This is a genomic window from Streptomyces sp. NBC_01275, from assembly GCF_026340655.1.
GTDB lineage: Bacteria > Actinomycetota > Actinomycetes > Streptomycetales > Streptomycetaceae > Streptomyces.
In genome coordinates this window covers 2,538,976-2,559,395 of sequence record NZ_JAPEOZ010000001.1, presented here as the reverse complement: position 1 = coordinate 2,559,395, position 20,420 = coordinate 2,538,976, and the positions used below count along the sequence as shown (strand labels likewise).

Annotated in this window: 20 protein-coding genes and 1 pseudogene; 9 read left to right on the top strand and 12 right to left on the bottom strand. The window is 72.1% G+C overall.

Annotated features, from left to right (window positions below; all coding sequences use genetic code 11):
• Positions 1–30: 30 nt before the first annotated feature.
• From OG562_RS11070 to OG562_RS11060, 3 genes are all read left to right on the top strand, one after another.
• Entirely contained in the window at positions 31–1,032 is a 1,002-nt protein-coding gene (locus tag OG562_RS11070; protein WP_266396251.1) for a Gfo/Idh/MocA family protein, read from the top strand.
• Between the two features lie 98 nt (positions 1,033–1,130).
• Complete coding sequence (locus OG562_RS11065) at positions 1,131–1,763, top strand: TetR/AcrR family transcriptional regulator (protein WP_266396250.1); 633 nt, start codon at positions 1,131–1,133, stop codon at positions 1,761–1,763.
• 113 nt (positions 1,764–1,876) lie between these two features.
• Positions 1,877–2,617 carry a bifunctional DNA primase/polymerase gene (locus OG562_RS11060; RefSeq protein ID WP_266396249.1) on the top strand — a complete coding sequence of 247 codons (741 nt, stop codon included), beginning with the start codon at positions 1,877–1,879 and terminating at the stop codon, positions 2,615–2,617.
• A gap of 20 nt (positions 2,618–2,637) precedes the next feature.
• Here the strand turns inward: OG562_RS11060 and OG562_RS11055 are convergent, their stop codons facing one another.
• The 5 genes and pseudogenes from OG562_RS11055 to OG562_RS11035 form a co-directional block, all read right to left on the bottom strand.
• Positions 2,638–3,660 (bottom strand): hypothetical protein, encoded by a 1,023-nt coding sequence (locus OG562_RS11055; protein WP_266396248.1) that lies wholly within the window; start codon positions 3,658–3,660, stop codon positions 2,638–2,640.
• Entirely contained in the window at positions 3,599–4,492 is an 894-nt protein-coding gene (efeU, locus tag OG562_RS11050) for an iron uptake transporter permease EfeU (protein WP_266396246.1), read from the bottom strand. Before efeU ends, OG562_RS11055 begins: the two co-directional genes overlap by 62 nt.
• Before the next feature lie 3 nt (positions 4,493–4,495).
• Positions 4,496–5,752: an iron uptake transporter deferrochelatase/peroxidase subunit gene (gene efeB, locus OG562_RS11045; RefSeq protein ID WP_266396244.1), complete on the bottom strand. Its 1,257-nt coding sequence runs from the start codon at positions 5,750–5,752 to the stop codon at positions 4,496–4,498.
• Between the two features lie 40 nt (positions 5,753–5,792).
• A complete protein-coding gene (gene efeO, locus OG562_RS11040) occupies positions 5,793–6,932 on the bottom strand; it encodes an iron uptake system protein EfeO (protein ID WP_266396242.1) in 1,140 nt (379 codons plus the stop codon).
• A 190-nt stretch (positions 6,933–7,122) separates the two neighbouring features.
• Positions 7,123–7,748: pseudogene (locus OG562_RS11035) on the bottom strand (ATP-binding cassette domain-containing protein); the annotation flags it as partial.
• A gap of 34 nt (positions 7,749–7,782) precedes the next feature.
• On the opposite strand from OG562_RS11035, the gene OG562_RS11030 reads away from it, so the two are divergent.
• Together OG562_RS11030 and OG562_RS11025 are read left to right on the top strand one after the other, a co-directional pair.
• Positions 7,783–8,427 carry a PhzF family phenazine biosynthesis protein gene (locus OG562_RS11030; protein WP_266396240.1) on the top strand — a complete coding sequence of 215 codons (645 nt, stop codon included), beginning with the start codon at positions 7,783–7,785 and terminating at the stop codon, positions 8,425–8,427.
• Positions 8,428–8,526: 99 nt separating this feature from the next.
• Positions 8,527–8,727 (top strand): hypothetical protein, encoded by a 201-nt coding sequence (locus tag OG562_RS11025; RefSeq protein ID WP_266396239.1) that lies wholly within the window; start codon positions 8,527–8,529, stop codon positions 8,725–8,727.
• A gap of 54 nt (positions 8,728–8,781) precedes the next feature.
• Here OG562_RS11025 and OG562_RS11020 read toward each other — a convergent pair whose 3' ends face one another.
• Positions 8,782–9,429: a heme oxygenase (biliverdin-producing) gene (locus tag OG562_RS11020; protein WP_266396237.1), complete on the bottom strand. Its 648-nt coding sequence runs from the start codon at positions 9,427–9,429 to the stop codon at positions 8,782–8,784.
• A gap of 114 nt (positions 9,430–9,543) precedes the next feature.
• Positions 9,544–10,401, bottom strand: a complete 858-nt coding sequence (map, locus tag OG562_RS11015) for a type I methionyl aminopeptidase (protein ID WP_266396235.1) — start codon at positions 10,399–10,401, stop codon at positions 9,544–9,546.
• A 58-nt stretch (positions 10,402–10,459) separates the two neighbouring features.
• On the opposite strand from map, the gene OG562_RS11010 reads away from it, so the two are divergent.
• The gene (locus OG562_RS11010; protein ID WP_266396234.1) at positions 10,460–10,693 is read left to right on the top strand and encodes a hypothetical protein; all 234 of its coding nucleotides are present in this window, start codon (positions 10,460–10,462) and stop codon (positions 10,691–10,693) included.
• Positions 10,694–10,713: 20 nt separating this feature from the next.
• Here the strand turns inward: OG562_RS11010 and OG562_RS11005 are convergent, their stop codons facing one another.
• Positions 10,714–12,045 (bottom strand): MFS transporter, encoded by a 1,332-nt coding sequence (locus OG562_RS11005; protein ID WP_266396232.1) that lies wholly within the window; start codon positions 12,043–12,045, stop codon positions 10,714–10,716.
• Positions 12,046–12,170: 125 nt separating this feature from the next.
• The gene (locus tag OG562_RS11000; protein ID WP_266396231.1) at positions 12,171–12,770 is read right to left on the bottom strand and encodes a hypothetical protein; all 600 of its coding nucleotides are present in this window, start codon (positions 12,768–12,770) and stop codon (positions 12,171–12,173) included.
• A 103-nt stretch (positions 12,771–12,873) separates the two neighbouring features.
• Here OG562_RS11000 and npdG point away from each other — a divergent pair, with 103 nt between their 5' ends.
• Positions 12,874–13,602, top strand: a complete 729-nt coding sequence (gene npdG, locus OG562_RS10995; protein ID WP_266396229.1) for an NADPH-dependent F420 reductase — start codon at positions 12,874–12,876, stop codon at positions 13,600–13,602.
• Positions 13,603–13,735: 133 nt separating this feature from the next.
• Positions 13,736–13,924 (top strand): hypothetical protein, encoded by a 189-nt coding sequence (locus OG562_RS10990; protein ID WP_266396228.1) that lies wholly within the window; start codon positions 13,736–13,738, stop codon positions 13,922–13,924.
• Here the strand turns inward: OG562_RS10990 and OG562_RS10985 are convergent.
• The gene (locus OG562_RS10985; RefSeq protein ID WP_266396226.1) at positions 13,914–14,714 is read right to left on the bottom strand and encodes a site-2 protease family protein; all 801 of its coding nucleotides are present in this window, start codon (positions 14,712–14,714) and stop codon (positions 13,914–13,916) included. The two genes, OG562_RS10990 and OG562_RS10985, sit on opposite strands and share 11 nt — an antisense overlap.
• Positions 14,715–14,850: 136 nt before the next feature.
• Between OG562_RS10985 and OG562_RS10980 the strand changes: the two genes are divergently transcribed.
• The gene (locus OG562_RS10980; protein WP_266396224.1) at positions 14,851–18,285 is read left to right on the top strand and encodes a BTAD domain-containing putative transcriptional regulator; all 3,435 of its coding nucleotides are present in this window, start codon (positions 14,851–14,853) and stop codon (positions 18,283–18,285) included.
• A gap of 67 nt (positions 18,286–18,352) precedes the next feature.
• Here the strand turns inward: OG562_RS10980 and OG562_RS10975 are convergent, their stop codons facing one another.
• Entirely contained in the window at positions 18,353–19,186 is an 834-nt protein-coding gene (locus OG562_RS10975) for an ABC transporter permease (protein WP_266396222.1), read from the bottom strand.
• A complete protein-coding gene (locus tag OG562_RS10970) occupies positions 19,183–20,208 on the bottom strand; it encodes an ATP-binding cassette domain-containing protein (RefSeq protein ID WP_266396220.1) in 1,026 nt (341 codons plus the stop codon). Before OG562_RS10970 ends, OG562_RS10975 begins: the two co-directional genes overlap by 4 nt.
• Between the last annotated feature and the right edge of the window lie 212 nt (positions 20,209–20,420).

Sequence of the window (20,420 nt, the reverse complement as noted above, 5' to 3'; positions counted from 1 at the left end):
GCTGGTACGGCACGAGGGCGGGCAGACGGCATGACCACGGACACAGTGCGCTGGGGGATTCTGGCCACCGGCGGGATCGCCGCCGCGTTCACGGCGGACCTGATCGACCTGCCGGACGCGGAGGTCGTCGCGGTCGCCTCCCGCACCGAGGCCTCGGCGAAGGCCTTCGCCGACCGGTTCGGCATACCCCGGGCCTACGGCGACTGGTCCGCGCTCGCCGCGGACGAGGACATCGACGTCGTCTACGTCGCCACCCCGCACGCCGCCCACCGCGTGGCCGCCGGCCTCTGCCTGGAGGCCGGGCGGCACGTGCTGTGCGAGAAGGCGTTCACGCTGAACGTGCGCGAGGCCGAGGAGCTCGTCGGCCTCGCCCGCGACAACGACCGCTTCCTCATGGAAGCCATGTGGATGTACTGCAACCCGGTCATCCGCCGCCTGAAGTCCCTCGTCGACGACGGCGCGATCGGCGAGGTCCGCACCGTCCAGGCCGACTTCGGCCTCGAAGGCCCCTTCCCGCCCTCGCACCGGCTGCGCGACCCCGCCCAGGGCGGCGGCGCCCTTCTCGACCTCGGCGTCTACCCCGTCTCCTTCGCCCACCTCCTGCTCGGCGAGCCCTCGGGCATCGCGGCCCAGGCCGCCCTGTCCGCCGAGGGCGTCGACCTCCAGACGGCGCTGGCCCTGTCCTGGGACTCCGGCGCGCTCGCCGCCCTGCACTGCTCCGTCGTCGGCGGCACCGGCACCACCGCCTCCGTCACCGGCTCGCGCGGCCGCATCGACGTCCCGTCCGGTTTCTTCCACCCCGACCGCTTCGTCCTGCACCGCGACGGCCGCGACCCCGAGGAGTTCGCCGCCGACCCCGCCGACGGACCCCGTAACACCTTCCGGCACGAGGCCCGCGAGGTCATGCGCGCCCTGCGGGCCGGCGAGACCGAGTCCGCGCTGGCGCCGCTCGACGGCACGCTCGCGGTCATGCGGACGCTGGACACGGTCCGGGAACGGATCGGGGTGCGCTACCCGGGCGAGGACGGCTGAGCCAGGTCGGCCGAGGGAGAACGGCCGAGCCAGGTCGGCTGAGCCAGGTCGGCTGAGCTGACGAGACGCCCCGTCTCACGCCTTGGTACCGTCGTCCCATGGTCACCCAGTCCGGAAAGCCGGCCCCCAGCGCCACCCGCCGCAGCGAGAAGTCCCGGCGCGCGATCTACGCCGCCGCCCTCGCCCTCGTCGCGGAGTCCGGCTATCCGAAGACCACGATCGAGGGCATCGCCGCCCGCGCGGGCGTCGGCAAGCAGACCATCTACCGCTGGTGGGGGTCGAAGGCCGACGTCCTGCTGGAGGCGTTCCTCGACCTCAGCGCCCAGGCGGCGCAGGAGGCGGGGGCGCCGGCCCAGGAGCCGTACGCCATCCCGGACACCGGCGACCTCGCCGCCGACATCAAGAACGTGCTGCGCGCCACCGTCGACCAGCTCACCGACCCCAGGTTCGAGGCCCCCTCCCGGGCCCTGGCCGCCGAGGGCGTGGTCAACGAGCAGGTCGGCCGCGAGTTCATGACCAAGCTCATGGAACCCAGCATCCAGCTCTACGTCGACCGGCTGCGCGCCGCCCAGCGGGCCGGCCAGGTCCGCCCCGACATCGACCCGCGCATCGCCCTGGAGTTCTTCATCTCCCCGCTGGCCCAGCGCTGGCTCCAGTACACGGGCCCGATCTCGTACGAGTACACGGACACCCTCGTCGACTACGCGCTGTACGGTCTCGCACCCCGCTGACCCCTACCGTCGCATCCGCCCCACCTGCCCCGATTAGGGACGCCGGACCCCCGATGCGAAGGATGATGGGACCATAGGGCATGCTGTCCGCACCACAGCGAGCGAGGGGACAGATGAGCGCGGAGTTCGGCGGCCGGACCGGTTTGTGGGGCAAACTGTCTCAGCGGCTGCGTGGAAGCGGCCCGTCGGAGGCCGCCGACAGCGGCGACCGTGAGGCCCTGCTGCTCGCCGCCGCCGGAGCGGGACTGCCGCTCGCGCCCGCCGCGTACCCCGCCCCCGGCTACCGCTGCTCCTGCGACCGGGTCGGCTGTCCGACCCCCGCCCGGCACCCGGTGTCCTTCGCCTGGCAGACGCAGTCCACCACCGACCGCGCCCAGGTCGAGCGCTGGGCCCGTCACCAGCCGCAGGCCAACTTCATCACCGCCACCGGCGCCGCCCACGACGTTCTCGACGTACCGCTGGAGGCGGGCCGCGAGGCGTTGGAGCGGCTGCTCGACTCCGGCGTCGAGGTCGGCCCGGTCGCCGTCAGCGACGACGGCCGCATGCTCTTCTTCACCCTCACCCGAGGCACCCCCGAGGACGAGGACGAGTGGTGGCCCTGCGAGCTGGACTGCCACCCCGAGACGATGGACGAGCACCCCGGCCTCCGCTGGCACTGCCGGGGCTCCTACGTCCTGGTCCCCCCCTCCCGCCTCCCCGGCGACGAGGGCCAGTCCGTGCATTGGCTCCGAGGCCCCGAACACCCACTCCCGGACCCCTTGACCCTCTTGGAGCCCCTGACCGACGCGTGCGCCCGCCACGCAGGCGAACACCCGGCGGACCCTGCCCAGACGGCATGGCCGTCACGCCGCTGAGCACAGGTCTTCAGAACGACCTATTCCCCCTTGGCCCCGGTCAACCCTTCAAGCCGGCTGAGCACAGTGACCTCCCCCTGGCCGGAGGCCTTCGCCGGATCAAGCGCCACCTCGTTGGCAACGAACTCCATGGTCAGCGACTGCTTGATCTCCCCGGTCGTCAACGCCGACACGCTCTTGTTGGGTGCGGGCACACTCGCCCCGGCCGCAGCCGTCTGCTTGACGAAGTGCCGAGTGGTGAAGAACACCAACGCCCCACCGTCAGCCGTCCGCAGAGCCAGCGGCGCGTAGTCCCCACCACTCAACGGCTCGTCGACATACTGAGTCGCAAGCCCGGGCTTGCTGGAGTTCTTCGCCCGAGCGGAGCGCAACGCATCCGTGTACGCGCCGTCCGCGAACGAACTCCCGCCGCTTCGCAGATACGTCGTGTAGTCCTTGCTCAAGTCCCCGGGGGCACGCGCCAGTTCGACGGAGTCGGAAGGCGCGGCCGCCGCCCAGCCGTCCTTGTCCTTGGCGAACTCCGGCACCGAACCCGCCGCCACCAGCGTCAGATACGTCGCCTGCCACGGCTCCGCCAGATCGCCCCGGGTGAACACCAGCAGCCAGCGCGCGTCACCGCCCTTGTTGGCCTTGGCGTCGGCGACGAACCAGCGGGGCCAGCCCGCCTTCTTGGGGATCGTGTACGTCACGTCCGACAGCTTCAGCGGGGTGTGGTCCGGGTTCCCGTCCGGGTTGTTGACGTGGCCGGCCTTCAACCGCGCCGCGTCGATGGCCTGGAGGGCGCCGGCGGTGTGTCCGGCGTCCAGGGCGGGATCGTAGGCCTCGTCGGCCTTGTTGTAGGCGGCCGTGAACTGCTTCAGCGCCTTCGCGGCCTCCGCCTGCGTGGCCGAGGGGAGCAGCTCGAGCTCCCCGTGGACCACCATGCATCCGCTCGACGTCAGCGAGACCGCGGCGAGCGAGAGGGCTATGAGCGCGTTGCGGTCACGCCTGCGGAGCCTTCGACTCTTGCGTTCCCCGGTCGTCAGGCTGCGTTCCCTGGTCATCAGGCGACTTCACCTTCCCCTTCCCGGAGGCGAACCCTACCGGGGCGAGGAACAGCGCGAGCGTCGGGATCAGGTAGAGCAGCCACACCGTGACCTGGAGAACCGTCGGATCGGGCTGGAAGTTGAGGACGCCCTTGAGGAGGGTGCCGTACCAACTGTCCGGCGGGATCGTGCCGCTGATGTCGAAGGCCGTGTTCGTCAGACCCGGGATCAGGTCCGCCTCCTGGAGGTCGTGGACGCCGTACGCCAGGACGCCCGCGGCCACGACGACGAGCATGCCGCCCGTCCAGGTGAAGAACTTCGCGAGGTTGATCCGCAGGGCCCCGCGGTAGAACAGCCAGCCCAGGAGGACGGCCGTCGCCAGGCCCAGCGCCACGCCGATCAGCGGGCGCGGGGTGCCGTCGCCGGCCGCGTGGACGGACGCCCACACGAACAGGGCCGTCTCCAGGCCCTCCCGGCCCACGGCGAGGAACGCGGTGGCGACCAGTGCGCCCGTGCCCATCGCGAGGGCCGCGTCCAGCCTGCCGTGCAGCTCGGACTTCAGATGCCGGGCGGTGCGCCGCATCCAGAACACCATCCACGTCACCAGGCCGACCGCGAGGATCGACAGGGAGCCGCCGAGGGCCTCCTGTGCCTGGAACGTCAGTTCCTGGGAGCCGAATTCGAGGACGCAGCCGAAGCCCATCGCGAGGAGCACCGCGATGGCGATGCCGGTCCACACCGGCCGCAGGGCGTCCCGGCGTTCGGTCTTCACCAGGTAGGCGATGAGGATGCAGACGACGAGGCTGGCCTCCAGGCCCTCGCGCAGTCCGATCAGGTAGTTGGAGAACACGGCTCACGCCTCCTTGGCGAACAGCGTGCGGCCCCACCAGTCGTCCTTGTCCCGGACGCCCGGCGGGACGGCGAAGACGGCCGAACCCACGTGCTGGATGTACTCGTTGAGCGCGTCGGTCGCCAGATGGCGCTGGATGCGGACGAAGCCCTCGTTCACGTCCCGCATGTAGGCCAGGAAGAACAGGCCCGCCTCCAGGCGGCCGAGGCCGTCGGTGCCGTCGGTGAAGGAGTAGCCGCGGCGCAGGATCGTCGCCCCGCCGTTGGAGTCCGGGTGCGCGAGCCGGACGTGCGCGTCGGGCTTCATCGCCTTCAGGAACGGCTCGTCGCGCTCCTTGGCCTTGCCGACCGGCGCGCCCTCGCCCTTGTCCCGGCCGAAGATGTCCTCCTGCTCCTGGAGGGGGGTGCGGTCCCAGGTCTCGATGTGCATCCGGATCCGCCGGGCGACGAGATAGGAGCCGCCCGTCATCCAGGCCGAGTTCTCGTCGACATCCTTGTCGCCGGCCCACACGAACTTCTTCAACCGGTCGGTCTCGGTCCCCGCGATGTTGCGGGTGCCGTCCTTGAAGCCCATCAGGTTGCGCGGGGTCTGCGCGTCGGGCGTGGTGGACGAGGTCTTGCCGAAGCCGAGCTGCGACCAGCGGACGACGACCTTGCCGAAGCCGATCCGGGCCAGGTTGCGGATCGCGTGCACGGCGACCTGCGGGTCGTCCGCGCAGGCCTGGACGCACAGATCGCCGCCGGAGCGGGCCGCGTCGAGCGCGTCGCCGGCGAACTTCGGCAGGTCGACCAGCGCCTCGGGCCGCCGGCCGGCGAGGTCGAACTTCGCGAACAGCGACGGGCCGAAGCCGACCGTGAGGGTGAGCCGGGACGGTTTGAGCCCCAGCGCCTCCCCGGTGTCGTCCGGCGGCGCCTCGGCGAGACCGCCGTACGCGCCCTCGCCGACCGCCTTCCCGGCGGTCATCCGGCGCGCGGCCTCGGTCCAGTCCTTCAGCAGCTGGACGAACTCGGCGCGGTCCCCGGTCGTCACGTCGAACGCGGCGAAGTGCAGCCGGTCCTGCACGGGCGTGGCGATGCCCGCCTGGTGCGTGCCGTGGAAGTCGACTGCGGCGCCCGTCTCGGCGGCGGTCGGGTCGACGTCGTTGCCGGTGCGGGTCATCGCGACCGCGCCGCCGGCCGCGGCCGCGCCGAGCGCGAGCCCGGCGCCTCCCCAGCCGATCAGCGCACGACGGGAGGGCGCGGGGTCTGTCGAGTCCGTCATGTCCTTGGTTCCTCGGTCCTCTGGTCCCTTGGTCACTGGGTCACTTCACGACGGCCGCGGCGAGCTTGGACAGCGGCTCCGCGAGCGCGTTGACCGCGTCCGACAGTTCCTTGCGCTGGGCCTCGGTGACCTTGTCGTAGGAGACGAAGCCGTCGGAGGTCGTGTCCGTGCGGTACTTGTCCAGCAGGGTGTTCAGCGCGGCGAACTGCTTGTCGAGCTCGGCGACCAGGGCCGCGTCGTTCTCCTTGGCGACCGGCTCGAGCAGCTCGTACGCCTTCTGCGCGCCCTCGACATTGGCCTTGAAGTCGCTGAGGTCGGTGTGCGAGTAGAGGTCCTCCTCGCCGGTGATCTTGCCGGTGGCGACCTCGTCGAGGAGCTCCTTGGCGCCGTTGGCCATGGAGGTCGGGGTGATCTCGGCCTTGCCGACCCGCTTCTGCCAGTCGGTCAGGTCGGTGACCAGCTCGTCGGCCAGGGTCTTCTGCGCGGCGCCGATCTTCTTGTCCTGCCACAGCGCCTTCTCCAGCGCGTGCCAGCCGGTCCACTTCTGGCCCTTCTCCAGGCCGTCGGCGCGGGTGTCGGTCTTGGGGTCGATGTCCCCGAACGACTCGGCGATCGGCTCGGTGCGCTCCCAGCCGACGCGGGAGGGGGCGTAGGCGTCCTTGGCGGCCTCGATGTTCCCGGCCTTGATCGCGGCGGCGAACGTCTTCACCTTCGGGATGGTCGCGTCGGCCTGCTCCTGCGCGTACGCGCGGTACGCGGCCACGGCCTTGTCCAGCCGCGGGTCGCGCGCGGCGACCTTGCCGCCGGTGACCTTGAGGTCCTGGCGGATGCCGTCGCCCTTCATGCCCGGCTTGCAGGCGATCTGGTAGGAGCCCGCCTTCACCTCGGCGGTGACCCGCTGCTTGGTGCCGGGACCGATGTTCTCGCGCTCGCTGACGATGCGGTCGTCGGGGAAGAGGATGTAGACCTCGGTGACCTTGGAGCCCTTGTTCTCGATGGCGAGCTCGACGTGCCCGGCGGAGATCTCCTTCTTGGAGGTCTCGCACTTGGCGTCGGTGGCGGTCACGTTGATCACGCGGTCGCCGTCCTTCGCGTCGCTCTTCTCGGTGCAGCCGGTGACGGCGGTCAGTGCTGTCACAGCGGTGATGGCGGTGACGGCGGACAGTCTGGCGGCTCGCATTCGGGCTCCCAGCGATGGCTGAATATTCACGTGATCGGGCTCACACAGGATTGGTGAGCCTGGCCTAACTTATCCAAGCCTTGCCTTGGTAATACCCGCCCGGTCCGTGATTCACCTCTCATGGGAGCCGTAACGACACGACCCGATCACGGTGGCCAAAAACAGTTGCCATGGAAAGGTCAAAGGAAGTTCAAAGACTCCGTCGGGGCGTCACCGGGACCGCGCCCGTCCGCGGGTGCGGAAGCACCTCCACCGGCTGGTCGTAGACCTCCGACAGCAGCCGCTCGGTGAACACCTCGGCCGGCGGGCCGTCCGCCGCGACGCGCCCGGCGCACAGAATCGCCACCCGGTGCGCATAGGCGGCGGCGAGCCCCGGATCGTGCAACACCACGACCACCGCGTCCCCCGCGTGCGCCCTTTCCCGGCACGGCCGCAGCACCAGTTCCTGATGCTTCAGGTCCAGGGCGGCGGTCGGCTCGTCCAGGAGCAGCAGGGGCGTGCGCTGGGCCAGCGCCCGGGCGAGCGCCATCCGGGCCCGCTCGCCGCCGCTCAGCGCGGAGAACGGGCGCTCGGCGAAGGCCGTCGCCTCGGTCGCGGCCATCGCGCCGGCGACCGCGAGATCGTCCTCGGCGGGGGAGGAGGCGTGCGGCGCGCGTCCCATGCGGACCGCCTCCGCCACGGTGAAGGGGAAGAGAGGGACGCGGCCTGGGGGAGCACGGCCCGGCGCAGGGCCGGCTCCGGCGCGGTCCACTCCGCGACAGGGCGACCGCACACGCGTACGACCCCCTGTGCCGCCGGCAGGTCCGCGGCGAGGGCGGGGCGGCGGCCCGGACGATGCTTCAATGCGCAAGTGACTGATTACGACGTGCTCCGCGTCTTCTGCGCGCCGAACGGCGGCTACGGCAACGAACTGGGCGTGGTTCGCGAAGGCTCGGTGCTGCCGGACCGCGAGGACCGACAGGACCTCGCGGCGAAACTCGGCTTCAGCGAGACGGTGTTCGTCGACGACCCCGAGCGCGGGATCATCGACATCTACACGCCCACCCTGCGTCTGCCCTTCGCCGGCCACCCCTGCGTGGGCACGGCCTGGCTGCTCGACGTGCCCGAGCTCGTCACCCCGGCCGGGGTCGTGGGCACCCGCCTGGACGGGGAGTTCAGCTGGATCGAGGCGCGGGCCGAGTGGGCCCCGCCGCGCACCCTTCGTCAGCATGCCAGCGCCGCCGAGGTCGACGACCTGGCCGTGCCGCCGAAGGGGGAGTGGATCTACGCCTGGGCCTGGGAGGACGAGCCCGCGGGCCGCGTCCGCGCCCGCGCCTTCCCCGGCCGCGACGACGGCGTCGACGAGGACGAGGCGACCGGCGCGGCCGCGCTGCTGCTCACCGAGCAGTTGGGCCGCGCCCTGAACATCACCCAGGGCTCCGGCTCCCAGATCCTCACCGCCCCCCAGCCGTACGGCTGGGTGGAGATCGGCGGACGGGTGTTCCTGGAGCGCTGAGCCCGCGGACAGGCGGCCGTACGGGTGGTCCAGCGTGTGCGCGCGGAGAGGAGCGGGGACCACTGGGCGTGACCGCTCAGTCACCGTGAGAGGAACACCATGCGTATCCGATCAGTCCTGGCCGCCACTGTCCTGGGTCTCGCCCTGACCGCCGTCGGCGCGACGACCGCCACCGCCGACGAGGGCCCCCGGCACCACCACTTCGGCGGGGACGACGGCATCTGCAGCCCGTACTTCGGCGCGATCGACACCTCGTCCTCCGACATCGTCTGGGGCGGCGCGCACTGTCGCCGCCTCTGACGTGACAGGGCGCCGGGCCCCTCGCTGGGAAGCGAGGAGCCCGGCGCCCCGTGTTCACGCCGAGAGCGGGAACTCCTCGCCCAGGGCGTGGAAGACCGCCGTGTTCAGGGCGAACGCCTTCTTGCACTCGCTCACGATCCGCTGCTTCTCCAGGTCGTCCGCGCGCACCGCGTCCAGCAGCTCCCGGTAACCCCGCTTGAAGGCCGCCGGGTTGCCGATCTCCTCGAAGACGTAGAAGCGGACGCCGTCGCCCTTCCTCTCGAAGCCCCAGGTCCGCTCGGCCCTGTCGCGGATGATCTGCCCGCCGGAGAGGTCGCCGAGGTAGCGCGTGTAGTGGTGCGCGATGTACCCGGCCGGCCAGCGCTCGGCGCACTCCCGCACCCGCGTCGCGTACGCCTGGGTCGCCGGCAGGGCCGACAGTCCCGTCCGCCAGTCGGGCCCGCGCAGATGCGCCAGGTCCCGCTCCAGCGCCGGCAGCCGGAACAGCTCGGGCTGGACGAAGGGTCCGGCCACCGGGTCCGAGGCGAGCCGCCCGGCGCCGGTCTCCAGCGCCTCGTACACGAACCAGAGCTGCTCGGTGTAGCGCGCGTACGCCTCGACGCCGAGCCTCCCGCCGAGGAGGTCGCTCATGAACGTCGAGGTCTCGGCCTCCACATGCTGCTCGTGGGACGCCGTGCGGATGAGTGTCGAGAACGAGTCCATGCCCAGATCCTCTAAGGTAAGGCTTACCTAAGTCAATGGGTTTGCCGACGCCTTGTCGGTAAAAGCGTACAAGAGAAAGACCCGCCCCCGGCAGGGAACGGGTCCTCCAATCCGTTACGGCAGGGTCAGGATCTCCGCGCCCGTCTCCGTCACCACCAGCGTGTGCTCGAACTGGGCCGTGCGCCTGCGGTCCTTCGTCACGACCGTCCAGCCGTCGTCCCACATGTCGTAGTCGTGCGTCCCCAGCGTCAGCATCGGCTCGATCGTGAAGGTCATCCCGGGCTGGATGACGGTCGTCGCGTGCGGGCTGTCGTAGTGCGGGATGATCAGCCCGGAGTGGAACGACGAGTTGATGCCGTGCCCGGTGAAGTCCCGGACCACGCCGTACCCGAAGCGCTTGGCGTACGACTCGATGACCCGTCCGATGATGTTGACCTGGCGGCCCGGCCGGACCGCCTTGATCGCCCGGGCCAGGGACTCCCGGGTCCGCTCCACCAGCAGCCGCGACTCCTCGTCGACGTCCCCGACCAGGTAGGTCGCGTTGTTGTCGCCGTGCACCCCGCCGATGTACGCGGTCACGTCGAGGTTGACGATGTCGCCGTCGTTCAGGACCGTCGAGTCCGGGATGCCGTGACAGATCACCTCGTTGACGCTGGTGCACAGGGACTTGGGGAAGCCGCGGTAGCCCAGCGTCGACGGGTAGGCGCCGTGGTCGCACATGTACGCGTGCGCGACCCGGTCCAGCTCGTCGGTGGTGACGCCCGGCGCGATCAGCTTCGCGGCCTCCGCCATCGCCTGCGCGGCGATCCGGCCGGCCCGGCGCATCGCCTCGATCGTCTCGGGCGTCTGCACCTCCGGTCCGGTGTACGGGGTCGGCGCCGGCTTGCCGACGTACTCGGGCCGGCGGATGTTTCCGGGCACGGAACGGGTGGGGGACAGCTCCCCTGGAACGAGCAGCGACTGGCCAGACATATCGGCGAGTCTAACGAGCGGCCATGGGGGAACATGACGGTGGCGAGAGGAGCCGGTCATGCCCCTGTTCAAGAAGCGGACCGTCGGTAAGCCGGGCGAGTGGTACTACTGCCTGGAGCACAAGAAGGTCGAGGAGGGGCCGGACTGCCCCGGCAAGGACCGCTTCGGCCCGTACCCCAGCCGCGTGGAGGCCGAGCACGCCATGGAGAGCGCCCGCGAACGCAACCTCCAGTGGGAGAACGACCCCAAGTGGCACGACGCCCCGGCGGGCGGCGCCCCGGAAGACGACTGACGGCGACTGACGACGACTGATCAGGCCTCGGTGACAGGCGTGGGCGCGGCCGCGCGTTGCGCGCGCAGTCGCGCCGCGTGCTCGTTCGTGCGGACGTCGTACCTCATCAGCCCCGGAAGGCACACGGCCAGCAGCCCCACCGCGCCCACGCACAGCACCCCGCCCGACCAGACGGACGTCCGCACCCCCAGCCAGGCCGCGAACCCGCCGGTCCGCACCTGGCCGAGCGTCGGCCCCACCGAGTAGGACAGCAGCTCGATCCCGGCGAGCCGGCCGCGCAGCTCGTCCGGGATCGTCTGGTTCCACATGGCCCCGCGGAAGATCCCGCTGATCATGTCGAACGCCCCGGCGAGGGTCAGGAACAGCAGCACCAGCCACACGTCGCCCACCAGCCCCGCGCCCGCGATGGCCAGCCCCCACATCGCGGCCGACAGCGCCACCATCCGCCCGTGCCGGTGTACCCGGGAGGTCCAGCCGCTGGTCAGGCTCACCAGCATCGACCCGGCCGGGACGCTCGCGTACATCAGCCCCAGCGACCACGGGGCGTCCAGCTCGTCCGCGAGGAACGGCAGCACGGCCAGCGGCATCGCCAGGAACATCGCCGCGAGGTCCACGGCGTACGTCCCCAGCAGCTCCTTGCGGCCCCACGCGTACCGCGCGCCCTCCGCGATCGCCTGCCACGACGGCTTGGCGGCCTCGTGCGCGGCGGGGGAGGAGGCGATGCGCACGACGAGGGCGACGGACACGAGGAAGGTGAGGGCGTCGGCGGCGTAGGCCCAGCCCAGGCCCGCGTAGGCGACGACGATCCCCGCCGCGGCCGGTCCGGCGACCCCGCCGACGGTCCAGCGCAGGGCGTTCAGCGAGGTCGCGGCCGGGAGGTGCTCATGGGCCACGATCCGCGGCCACAGCGAGTCCATCGCGGGACGCTGGACGGAGACGAGGGCGGAGGACAGGGCGGCCACGACGTACAGCGGCCAGACCGCAGGGCTCGGCACAAGGGCGTTGAGCAGCAGCACGAGGGAGAGCAGGCCCTGCCCCACCTCGGTCCACAGGATCAGCTTCCGCTTGTCCCACGCGTCCGCGAGCGCACCGCCGTACAGCCCGAACGCCACGAGCGGGACGAGTTCCACGGCGCCGATCGCGCCCACCGCCGCGGCGGACCCCGTCAGGTCCTTCAGCTGTACCGGCAGCGCGACGAACGTCAGGAAGCTGCCGAAGTTCGACACCAGCCCCGACATCCACAGCCGACGGAAGTCCCGGGAGGCCCGCCAGGGGGCGAGGTCCGGGAGGATCGCCCGCAGTCCGGAGGGTGCGGAGGGGGCAGCGGGAGGAGCGGGGGCGTCGTCGGTCACGGGAGGCCATGCTCTGCGGAGACGGAAGCCCGGGGCAACCGCTTTTCCGTCGGCAGGGAGTTTTCGGGCGGGGGTGTCGGCAGGGGGGTCCCCAGGGAGCGTCGGCCGGGAGTGTCAGGGGCGTGTCACCAAGGGGGCGGGGGCGGGGCCGTCAGGGACTCCGCCAGCCTCGACAGCCGGTCGCGGAAACGGCGGCGGCGCCGCGGAGAGGTCCGCGCGTTCTCCCCGGCCGCCGCGCTCACCAGGTGCTGCACGGTGTCCAGGTCCAGCTCGGAGCCGTCCGGCACGGCCAGCGTCTCGTGGGCGAGAGCCGTCAGCTCGCCCTCGCCGGGGCCGAGGGCGAGGATCGTCACCCCGGCCCGCCGCGCGCCCGACACCCGTTCCAGGAGCGCCGCGTCCCCCTCCGGCGAGGCCACCAGCAGTGTCTCGCCCCGCCGGGCCGCCTCGATCCGGCCCAGGCCGACCGCGAGCTGCGCCGGATCGGACGGGCGGGCGTCATGCCGTACGAGCGTCGGCGCCAGTTCCGGCGTACCCGACCACGCGGCCTCGTCCACCAGATGCGCCGCGAGATGCCAGGGCTCGTAGACGGCCGTGCCCACCAGCAGCAACCCGCCCCCGTGCGACACCACGGAGCCGCGCAGCACCTCCGCGAACCTCCGGGTGGCGCCCAGCCACTCCGTCCCGGCGAGCACCTCACGCAGCAGCGCGACCCGTACGGCGTCCATGCCGCCGCATCCTGCCGCAGCCGGCCGTCGCCCGTGCGGGGTTCGCCGCCGATTCACCCCGGACGGGGAAGGGCCGCCTCCGACGCCCACGTAAAGTCGGCCCATGACCTCTACCGACAGTGCACAGACCACCCCCGCGAGCGCCCCGGCGAAGGCCCCCGCCAAGGACCCGTGGGACCTTCCCGACGTCTCCGGGCTCGTCGTCGGCGTGCTCGGCGGGACCGGCCCGCAGGGCAAGGGCCTCGCCTACCGGCTCGCCAAGGCCGGCCAGAAGGTGATCATCGGCTCGCGCGCCGCCGACCGCGCCCAGACCGCAGCCGAGGAGCTCGGGCACGGCGTCGAGGGCGCCGACAACGCCGACACCGCGCGCCGCAGCGACATCGTGATCGTCGCCGTGCCGTGGGACGGCCACGGCAAGACGCTGGAGTCGCTGCGCGAGGAGCTGGCGGGCAAGCTCGTCGTCGACTGCGTCAACCCGCTCGGCTTCGACAAGAAGGGCGCGTACGCGCTGAAGCCGGAGGAGGGCAGCGCCGCCGAGCAGGCCGCCGCCCTGCTGCCCGACTCCCGGGTCGCCGCCGCCTTCCACCACCTCTCGGCGGTCCTGCTCCAGGACCCGGAGATCGAGGAGATCGACACCGATGTGATGGTGCTGGGCGAGGAGCGCGCCGACGTCGAGATCGTGCAGGCGCTGGCCGGCCGCATCCCCGGCATGCGGGGCGTCTTCGCCGGCCGGCTGCGCAACGCCCACCAGGTGGAGTCCCTGGTCGCCAACCTGATCTCCGTCAACCGCCGCTACAAGGCCCACGCGGGGCTGCGCGTCACCGACGTGTGAGCCGACGGACGCAGCGCCGCGGACACTGCGGACGGGGGACGGCGCGGAGGGGGACGGCGCGGACGGGGGACGGCGCGGATGGGGGACACTGGTCGACGAACGCCCGCAGTGTCCCCCGACAGGAGCCGACCCCATGCCCCGCCTCGCCCTCTACACCCTCGTCGTCTGCGTGCTGGCCGTGGCCGCCGCCGTGGTCTCCTTCGTGCAGGGCAGCTTCCTGGGGATCGTGTGGGTGCTGCTCGCGGGCCTGTCGTCCAACATGACCTGGTACTACGTGAAGCGCGAGAAGGTCCGGAAGTCCGCCGGGTCGGTCACCGGCTGACCGCGCAGTACTCGTTCGTGCCCTCCCAGAAGCGGTACAGCGACTGACCGCAGTACGTGTCGAAGTCGCCGACGTTCAGGCCGCGCAGCACCGCGTCGATCATGTCGAAGAACGCGCTGTTGACCGAGGGCACCCACAGCAGGGCGAACACGAACAGCAGGCCGAACGGCGCGAACGGCTCGACCTGCCGCTTGACGCCGTACGACAGCCAGGGCTCGATCACGCCGTAGCCGTCCAGACCGGGCACCGGCAGGAAGTTCAGGATCGCGGCCGTGACCTGGAGCAGGGCGAGGAAGGCGAGTGCGTACCGGAAGTCGTCCGGCACGCCGTCCAGCGCGTCCAGCCAGAACGGGGCCGTGCACACCGCGGCGAACAGCACGTTCGTCAGCGGGCCCGCCGCCGAGATCAGGCTGTGCTTCCAGCGGCCCTGGATCCGGCTGCGCTCGATGAACACGGCGCCACCGGGCAGACCGATCCCGCCCATGATCACGAAGACCACGGGGAGCACGATGCTGAGCAGGGCGTGCGTGTACTTGAGCGGGTTCAGGGTCAGATATCCCTTGGCGCCGACCGTGATGTCACCGCCGTGCAGGGCGGTACGCGCGTGTGCGTACTCGTGCAGACACAGGGACACGATCCAGGCCGCCGTCACGAACAGGAACACGGCCACGCCGGGCTGCTCGGCGAACCCGGTCCAGGAGGCCCAGCCCGTCACCGCCGTGACGGCCAGGATCCCGACGAACACGGGACTGACCCGCCGGTCACTGCGGCTGGTGGCGGTGGTGGTCATGGGGCCCCCTGAACTCGTACGCACACGTGGAATCGCCCGACCGTACCGGGCGTACGGGGAAAACGTCTCGCGGTGGGCCATCGGTTCCTAGTTGGGTGGGTGTTCCCCGTGACCCTCCCCTACCGCTCCGTAGAGAATGGACCCCGTGCGCTATCGCATCCTCGGCACCACTCAGGCACTCCGTCCCGACGGCGTCCCCGTCGCCGTCGGCGGGGCCCGGCTGCGCGCCCTGCTCACCGTGCTGGCGCTGCGGGCCGGACGGACCGTGCCGGCGGGGCTGTTGGTGGAGGAGGTCTGGGCCGGCGACCCGCCCGCCGACGCGCCGGGCGCGCTGCAGGCGCTGGTCGGGCGGCTGCGCCGGGCCCTGGGCGCGGACACCGTCGCCTCCGCGGAGGGCGGCTACCGGCTCGCCGCCGCGCCCGACGACGTCGATCTGCACCGTTTCGAGCGGCTGACCGGCGACGGCGTCCGCGCCCTCGCCGACGGCGACCCCGCCAAGGCGGCCGCCCTCCTCGACGACGCCCTCGCCCTCTGGCACGGGCCGCCTCTCGCCGACCTGCCCGACCGCACCGCGGAGGCGGCCCGCTGCGAGGCCCGTCACCTCGACGCGCTGCGCGTCCGCCACACCGCCGCCCTCGCCCTGGGCCACGCCGAGCAGTCGCTGCCCGAGCTCACCGCCCTGTGCGACGCCCACCCCCTGGACGAGCCCCTCCAGGCGCTGCGCCTGCGCGCCCTGCGCGACGCGGGCCGCACCGCCCAGGCCCTGGCCGCCTACGACGCCGTACGCCACCTCCTGGCCGACCGCCTCGGCTCCGACCCCGGCCCCGAACTGCGCTCCCTGCACACGGAGTTGCTCAGCACCGGTGACCTGGAGAGCCCCCCGGAGCCGCCGCGCCCCATGGGACGCGGAAGCTCCGGGAACTCCTCCCGCCCCGTGGTGCACGGAAGCCCCCTGAAGCCCGCAAGCCCCTTGGAGCCAGGAAGTCCCCTGAGGCAGGGAAGCCCCGGGGGGTCGCCCTCTGCGGCCTTCCCCGCCCCGTCGTCCCCGCCCCCCGGCAACCTCCGCGCCCGGCTCACCTCCTTCGTCGGACGGGAAGGCGACATCGAGGCCATACGGGGGGATCTCGCGGGGGCGCGGCTGGTGACGTTGCTCGGGCCGGGCGGGGCCGGGAAGACGCGGTTGTCGCAGGAGGCGGCCGAGGCCGTGCGGGAGGCGGTGCCGGACGGGGTGTGGCTGGCCGAGCTCGCGCCGGTCGCCGACCCGGACGCCGTGCCGCAGGCCGTCCTCACCGCCGTGGGCGCCCGCGAGACCGTGCTGTACGGCGCCGGCGCCGAGGAGCTGCGGGCGGCGAGCGAACGGCACGACGACCCCGTGGAGCGGCTCGTCGAGCACTGCGCCCGGCGCCGCCTGCTGATCATCCTCGACAACTGCGAACACGTCGTCGAGGCCGCCGCCCGCCTCGCCGAGGAACTGCTGGCCCGCTGCCCGGAGATCACGGTGCTGGCCACCAGCCGTGAACCCCTCGGCGTACCGGGGGAGTTGCTGCGCCCGCTGGAGCCGCTGCCGGAGCCGGTCGCGCTGCGCCTGCTGGCCGACCGGGGAGCGGCCGCCCGCCCCGGCTTCCGGATCGACGCCGACGCCGAGACGGCGGCGGCCTGCGCCGAGATCTGCCGCCGCCTCGACGGCCTGCCCCTCGCCATCGAGCTCGCCGCCGCCCGCCTACGGATGTTGACGCCCCGTCAGATAGCCGACCGGCTCGACGACCGCTTCCGGCTGCTGACGTCCGGCAGCCGGACCGTCCTGCCCCGTCAGCAGACGCTGCGCGCGGTCGTCGACTGGTCCTGGGACCTGCTCGACAGGGACGAACGCGCCGTCCTGGCCCGCCTGTCGGTCTTCGCCCGCGGCTGCGACCTCACGGCCGTCGAGACGGTGTGCGGCCCGGCCGTCCACGACGTGCTCGGCCGTCTCGCCTCCCTCGTCGACAAGTCCCTCGTCGTCGCCGCCCCGGCCCCCGGCGGCGAGATGCGCTACCGGCTCCTGGAGACCGTCGCCGAGTACGCGGGCGAGCGGCTGGACGAGTCCGGACGACGCGCCGACGCCGAGCGCGCGCATCTGACGTACTACCGCGAACTCGCCCGCACCACCGAGCCGTTGCTGCGCGGCTCCGAGCAGCGGGCCGCCGTCGACCTGCTCCAGCTGGAGTACGAGAACCTGCGCACCGCGCTGCGCCGCGCCGTCGCCGCCCGCGACGAGCAGGAGGCGCTCAGCCTCGCCCTCTCCCTCGTCTGGTACTGGACGATGCGCGACCTGCGCATCGAGGCCCGCACCTGGTGCCGCGAGGTCATGTCCCTGGGCCCCGACCCCTTCGCCGAACCCCTGCGCCCGGCCGCCCCCGTGTGGAAGCCCTGCACCGACACCCCGCCGCCGCTCACCGGCGAGACCCTCGTCGAGGCCCGGCGCGGTGTCCACCTCGCCCATCTCGCCTGCATGGAAACCGAGTTGGACGCCTGGCAGACCCCGGCCGCCCAGCACAGGCTGCGTCTGATCGCCCAGGCCTACGAGCCGGGCCTCCCGCAGACCTGCCGCGTCCCCGGCCTGCTCTGGTTCTACGCCGTGATGCTGACCGGCGACATGGGCCGCTTCCGCGAGATCGTCGACGCCAACGTAGCCACCTGCCGCGACACCCCCGGCTACGAGTGGGAGCTCGCCAACTGCCTCCAACTGCGCGCCAATCTCCTCGCCAACCGCTCCGACTGGGCCGGCGACGCCCTCGAGGACGCCGAGGAGGCCCTGGAGATCTTCCGCCGCCGCGGCGACGCCTGGGGCACCACCGAGGCCCTGTCCGCGCGCGCCGAGGCCCATGAACACCTCGGCTCCTACCGTGCGGCCGCCGCCGACTACGACACGGCCATCGAGCTCACCGAACAGCTCGGCGCCCACGCCCAGTCGGCGGTCCTGCACGCCCGGCTGGGCAACGTGCTGCTGGAGGGGGGCGACGCCGAGCGCGGCGAGCGCATCCTGCGCGAGGTGATCGAGACCCAGGAGGGGACCCTCAACGAGGCCATGCCCGCCGCCCGGCTCTACCTGGTCGGCTGGCTCGGCCTGACCGGCCGCCACACCGAGGCACGCGAGCAACTGCGGCTGCTGCGCGAGCAGTTCAGCATCGCGCACTTCGTCATCTTCGACGCCATCATCCTGGGCGCGGAGGCCTGCCTGGACACGGTCGAAGGCCACTGGGCCCAGGCCCTGACCACCGTCCGTCAGGCCCTGACGCAGGCCGGCAACCCGCTGTCCATGGCCATCGCCCCGCACATGCGCTCCTTCTACCTGACCATCGCCGCGGCCGCCGTCGCGGGCGTCGACGGCGGCGCCCGCGCCACCGCCGCCGCCCGCTGTCTGGGCGCCGCCGAAGCCCTGCTGCCGCCCCGCCACGTCTTCGTGCGCCTGGAGCGCGAGATGCACGCCCTGGCCCGGAAACGCACCCGCGCCGCCCTCGACGACGAGGCGTACGAGCGGGCGTACGCCGAGGGCGGCGGCCTCTCCTACGAGGAGGCCACCGCCCTGGTGTGACACCGACGCCGGGGCGTCGGCGCTGCATGATCGTCGGCGCTGCATGATGGCCGGCGCTTCGTGATCGTCAGCTCTTCGTGCGGAACTTGTGGATCGCGACCGGCGCCATCACCGCGGTGATCGCCACCGACCAGCCCAGCGTCACCCACAGGTCGTGCGCGACCGGGCCGCCCACCATCAGACCGCGCGCCGCGTCGGCCAGCGTGGACAACGGGTTGTAGTCGGTGAAGGTCTGCAGCCAGCCCGGCATCGACTGCGGCGGCGCGAAGATCGACGAGCCGAACTGCAGCGGGAACAGCACCAGGAAGCCCATCGCCTGCACGGACTGCGCGTTCTTCAGGATCACGCCCAGGGTGAGGAACACCCACATGATCGACGAGGCGAACACCGTGGCCAGGCCCACGGCCGCGAGCAGACCGGGCCAGCTGGTGATGTCGAACCCGACCAGGACGGCGACGATCATCAGCACGGTGGTCGCGAACAGCATCCGCGCCAGCTCCACCGTGATCTTCGCGAACAGCACCGAGCCGCGCCCGATCGGCAGGGACCGGAAGCGGTCCATGACGCCGGAGTTGAAGTCCTGGCTGAATCCGGTGCCGACGCCCTGGGACAGCGTCATGCTCATCATCGCGATCATGCCGGGGATCACGTACTGCACATACCCGTCCTGTCCGCCGCCCAGGGCCTGCCCGATCGAGCCGCCGAAGACGTACACGAACAGCAGGGTGAAGACGATCGGCATCAGCAGGGCGTCGAACATCGACTCGGGGTCCTGCCGGATCCACAGCAGGTTGCGGCGGATCAGCGCCCCCGTATGGCGCAGATGGCCGCGCAGGGGGATACGGGCGTCGGCGTCGGCCGTCGCGGTGGCGTCCGTCGCGGTGACGGTGGCGGCGCTCATACGGCGACCTCCTCGCGGGTCTCGGCGGGCTCGGTGTTCTGCGGAGCACTGGCAGGATGGCCGGTGAGGGACAGGAACACCTCGTCCAGGCTGGGAAGTTCGGTGCTGATGGCGGATACGGTGATACCGCGCGCGATCACCGCGCCGACCACGGCGGTCAGCTGCTCGTCGCTGAGGATCGGCACCAGCAGGGCGCCGCCGTCGGTGTCCACGGTGGTGCCGGCGAGCCCGGTGATGCCCAGCTCGTCGATCATCCGGGCGAGCGGCCGCACCTGGAGCGGATCGACCGGCCGTACGCGCAGCGTCCGCCCGCCGACCTTCGCCTTCAGTTCCTCGATACGGCCGTTGGCGATGACCTTGCCCCGGTCGACGACGGTCAGCTCGGAGGCGAGCTGCTCGGCCTCCTCCATGTACTGGGTGGTCAGCAGCACGGTCACCCCGTCCCCGACCATGGCCTTGACCTCGCTCCACACCTCGTTGCGGGTGCGCGGGTCGAGCCCGGTGGTCGGCTCGTCGAGGAACAGCACCTGCGGCCGCCCGATCATCGACGCGGCCAGGTCCAGCCGCCGCCGCATCCCGCCGGAGTACGTGCTCGCCGGCCGCTTGGCGGCCTCGGTCAGCGAGAACCGCTCCAGCAGCTCGTCGGCGCGGGCCCGGGCGTCCTTGCGGGGCAGGTCGAGCAGCCGCCCGATCATGTAGAGGTTCTCCCAGCCGGGGAGCTTCTCGTCCACGGAGGCGTACTGCCCGGTGAGTCCGATCACTCGCCGCAACTGCCTCGGCTGCCGTACCACGTCGTAGCCGGCGACGGTCGCCCCGCCGGCGTCGGGGGCGAGCAGGGTGGACAGGATCCGCACGAGGGTGGTCTTGCCGGCGCCGTTCGGGCCGAGCACGCCCATCACGGTGCCCTCGCGCACATCCAGGTCGACCCCGTCCAGCGCCTTGGTCTCGCCGTAGTGCTTGACCAACCCCCGCACGGTCACGGCGCTTCCCGCGTCGTTGGGGTCCTTGTCGATTCGCGTCATGGAAAGAACCGTGCCAGCGCCCACCGACAAACCGCCTACAGACGACCGACAGGACGAGAAGGCTGCCGACATATCGCCGACATTCCGCCGACAGGCCGCGGAGGGGCCGGTGGCAGACCGCTGGAAAGGCGGCAGCCCGCCGACGGGGGAAGATCGGCGGGCTGCCTTGGTGCCGAGATGGCTCGGTGGTGGAGCAGTGCTCCAGCGCAGGC

What these genes read in the sequence shown, in the direction of transcription:
- OG562_RS10990 (WP_266396228.1), top strand. Translation starts at nt 13,736, where the DNA reads ATGCCCCGCCTCGCCCTCTACACCCTCGTCGTCTGCGTGCTGGCCGTG.
- OG562_RS11000 (WP_266396231.1), bottom strand. Translation starts at nt 12,770, where the DNA reads ATGGACGCCGTACGGGTCGCGCTGCTGCGTGAGGTGCTCGCCGGGACG.
- map (WP_266396235.1), bottom strand. Translation starts at nt 10,401, where the DNA reads ATGTCTGGCCAGTCGCTGCTCGTTCCAGGGGAGCTGTCCCCCACCCGT.
- OG562_RS11055 (WP_266396248.1), bottom strand. Translation starts at nt 3,660, where the DNA reads ATGACCAGGGAACGCAGCCTGACGACCGGGGAACGCAAGAGTCGAAGG.
- npdG (WP_266396229.1), top strand. Translation starts at nt 12,874, where the DNA reads ATGACCTCTACCGACAGTGCACAGACCACCCCCGCGAGCGCCCCGGCG.
- OG562_RS11010 (WP_266396234.1), top strand. Translation starts at nt 10,460, where the DNA reads ATGCCCCTGTTCAAGAAGCGGACCGTCGGTAAGCCGGGCGAGTGGTAC.
- OG562_RS10975 (WP_266396222.1), bottom strand. Translation starts at nt 19,186, where the DNA reads ATGAGCGCCGCCACCGTCACCGCGACGGACGCCACCGCGACGGCCGAC.
- OG562_RS11020 (WP_266396237.1), bottom strand. Translation starts at nt 9,429, where the DNA reads ATGGACTCGTTCTCGACACTCATCCGCACGGCGTCCCACGAGCAGCAT.
- OG562_RS10985 (WP_266396226.1), bottom strand. Translation starts at nt 14,714, where the DNA reads ATGACCACCACCGCCACCAGCCGCAGTGACCGGCGGGTCAGTCCCGTG.
- efeB (WP_266396244.1), bottom strand. Translation starts at nt 5,752, where the DNA reads ATGACGGACTCGACAGACCCCGCGCCCTCCCGTCGTGCGCTGATCGGC.
- OG562_RS11070 (WP_266396251.1), top strand. Translation starts at nt 31, where the DNA reads ATGACCACGGACACAGTGCGCTGGGGGATTCTGGCCACCGGCGGGATC.
- efeO (WP_266396242.1), bottom strand. Translation starts at nt 6,932, where the DNA reads ATGCGAGCCGCCAGACTGTCCGCCGTCACCGCCATCACCGCTGTGACA.
- OG562_RS11060 (WP_266396249.1), top strand. Translation starts at nt 1,877, where the DNA reads ATGAGCGCGGAGTTCGGCGGCCGGACCGGTTTGTGGGGCAAACTGTCT.
- OG562_RS11065 (WP_266396250.1), top strand. Translation starts at nt 1,131, where the DNA reads ATGGTCACCCAGTCCGGAAAGCCGGCCCCCAGCGCCACCCGCCGCAGC.
- OG562_RS11025 (WP_266396239.1), top strand. Translation starts at nt 8,527, where the DNA reads ATGCGTATCCGATCAGTCCTGGCCGCCACTGTCCTGGGTCTCGCCCTG.
- OG562_RS10970 (WP_266396220.1), bottom strand. Translation starts at nt 20,208, where the DNA reads ATGACGCGAATCGACAAGGACCCCAACGACGCGGGAAGCGCCGTGACC.
- OG562_RS10980 (WP_266396224.1), top strand. Translation starts at nt 14,851, where the DNA reads ATGGACCCCGTGCGCTATCGCATCCTCGGCACCACTCAGGCACTCCGT.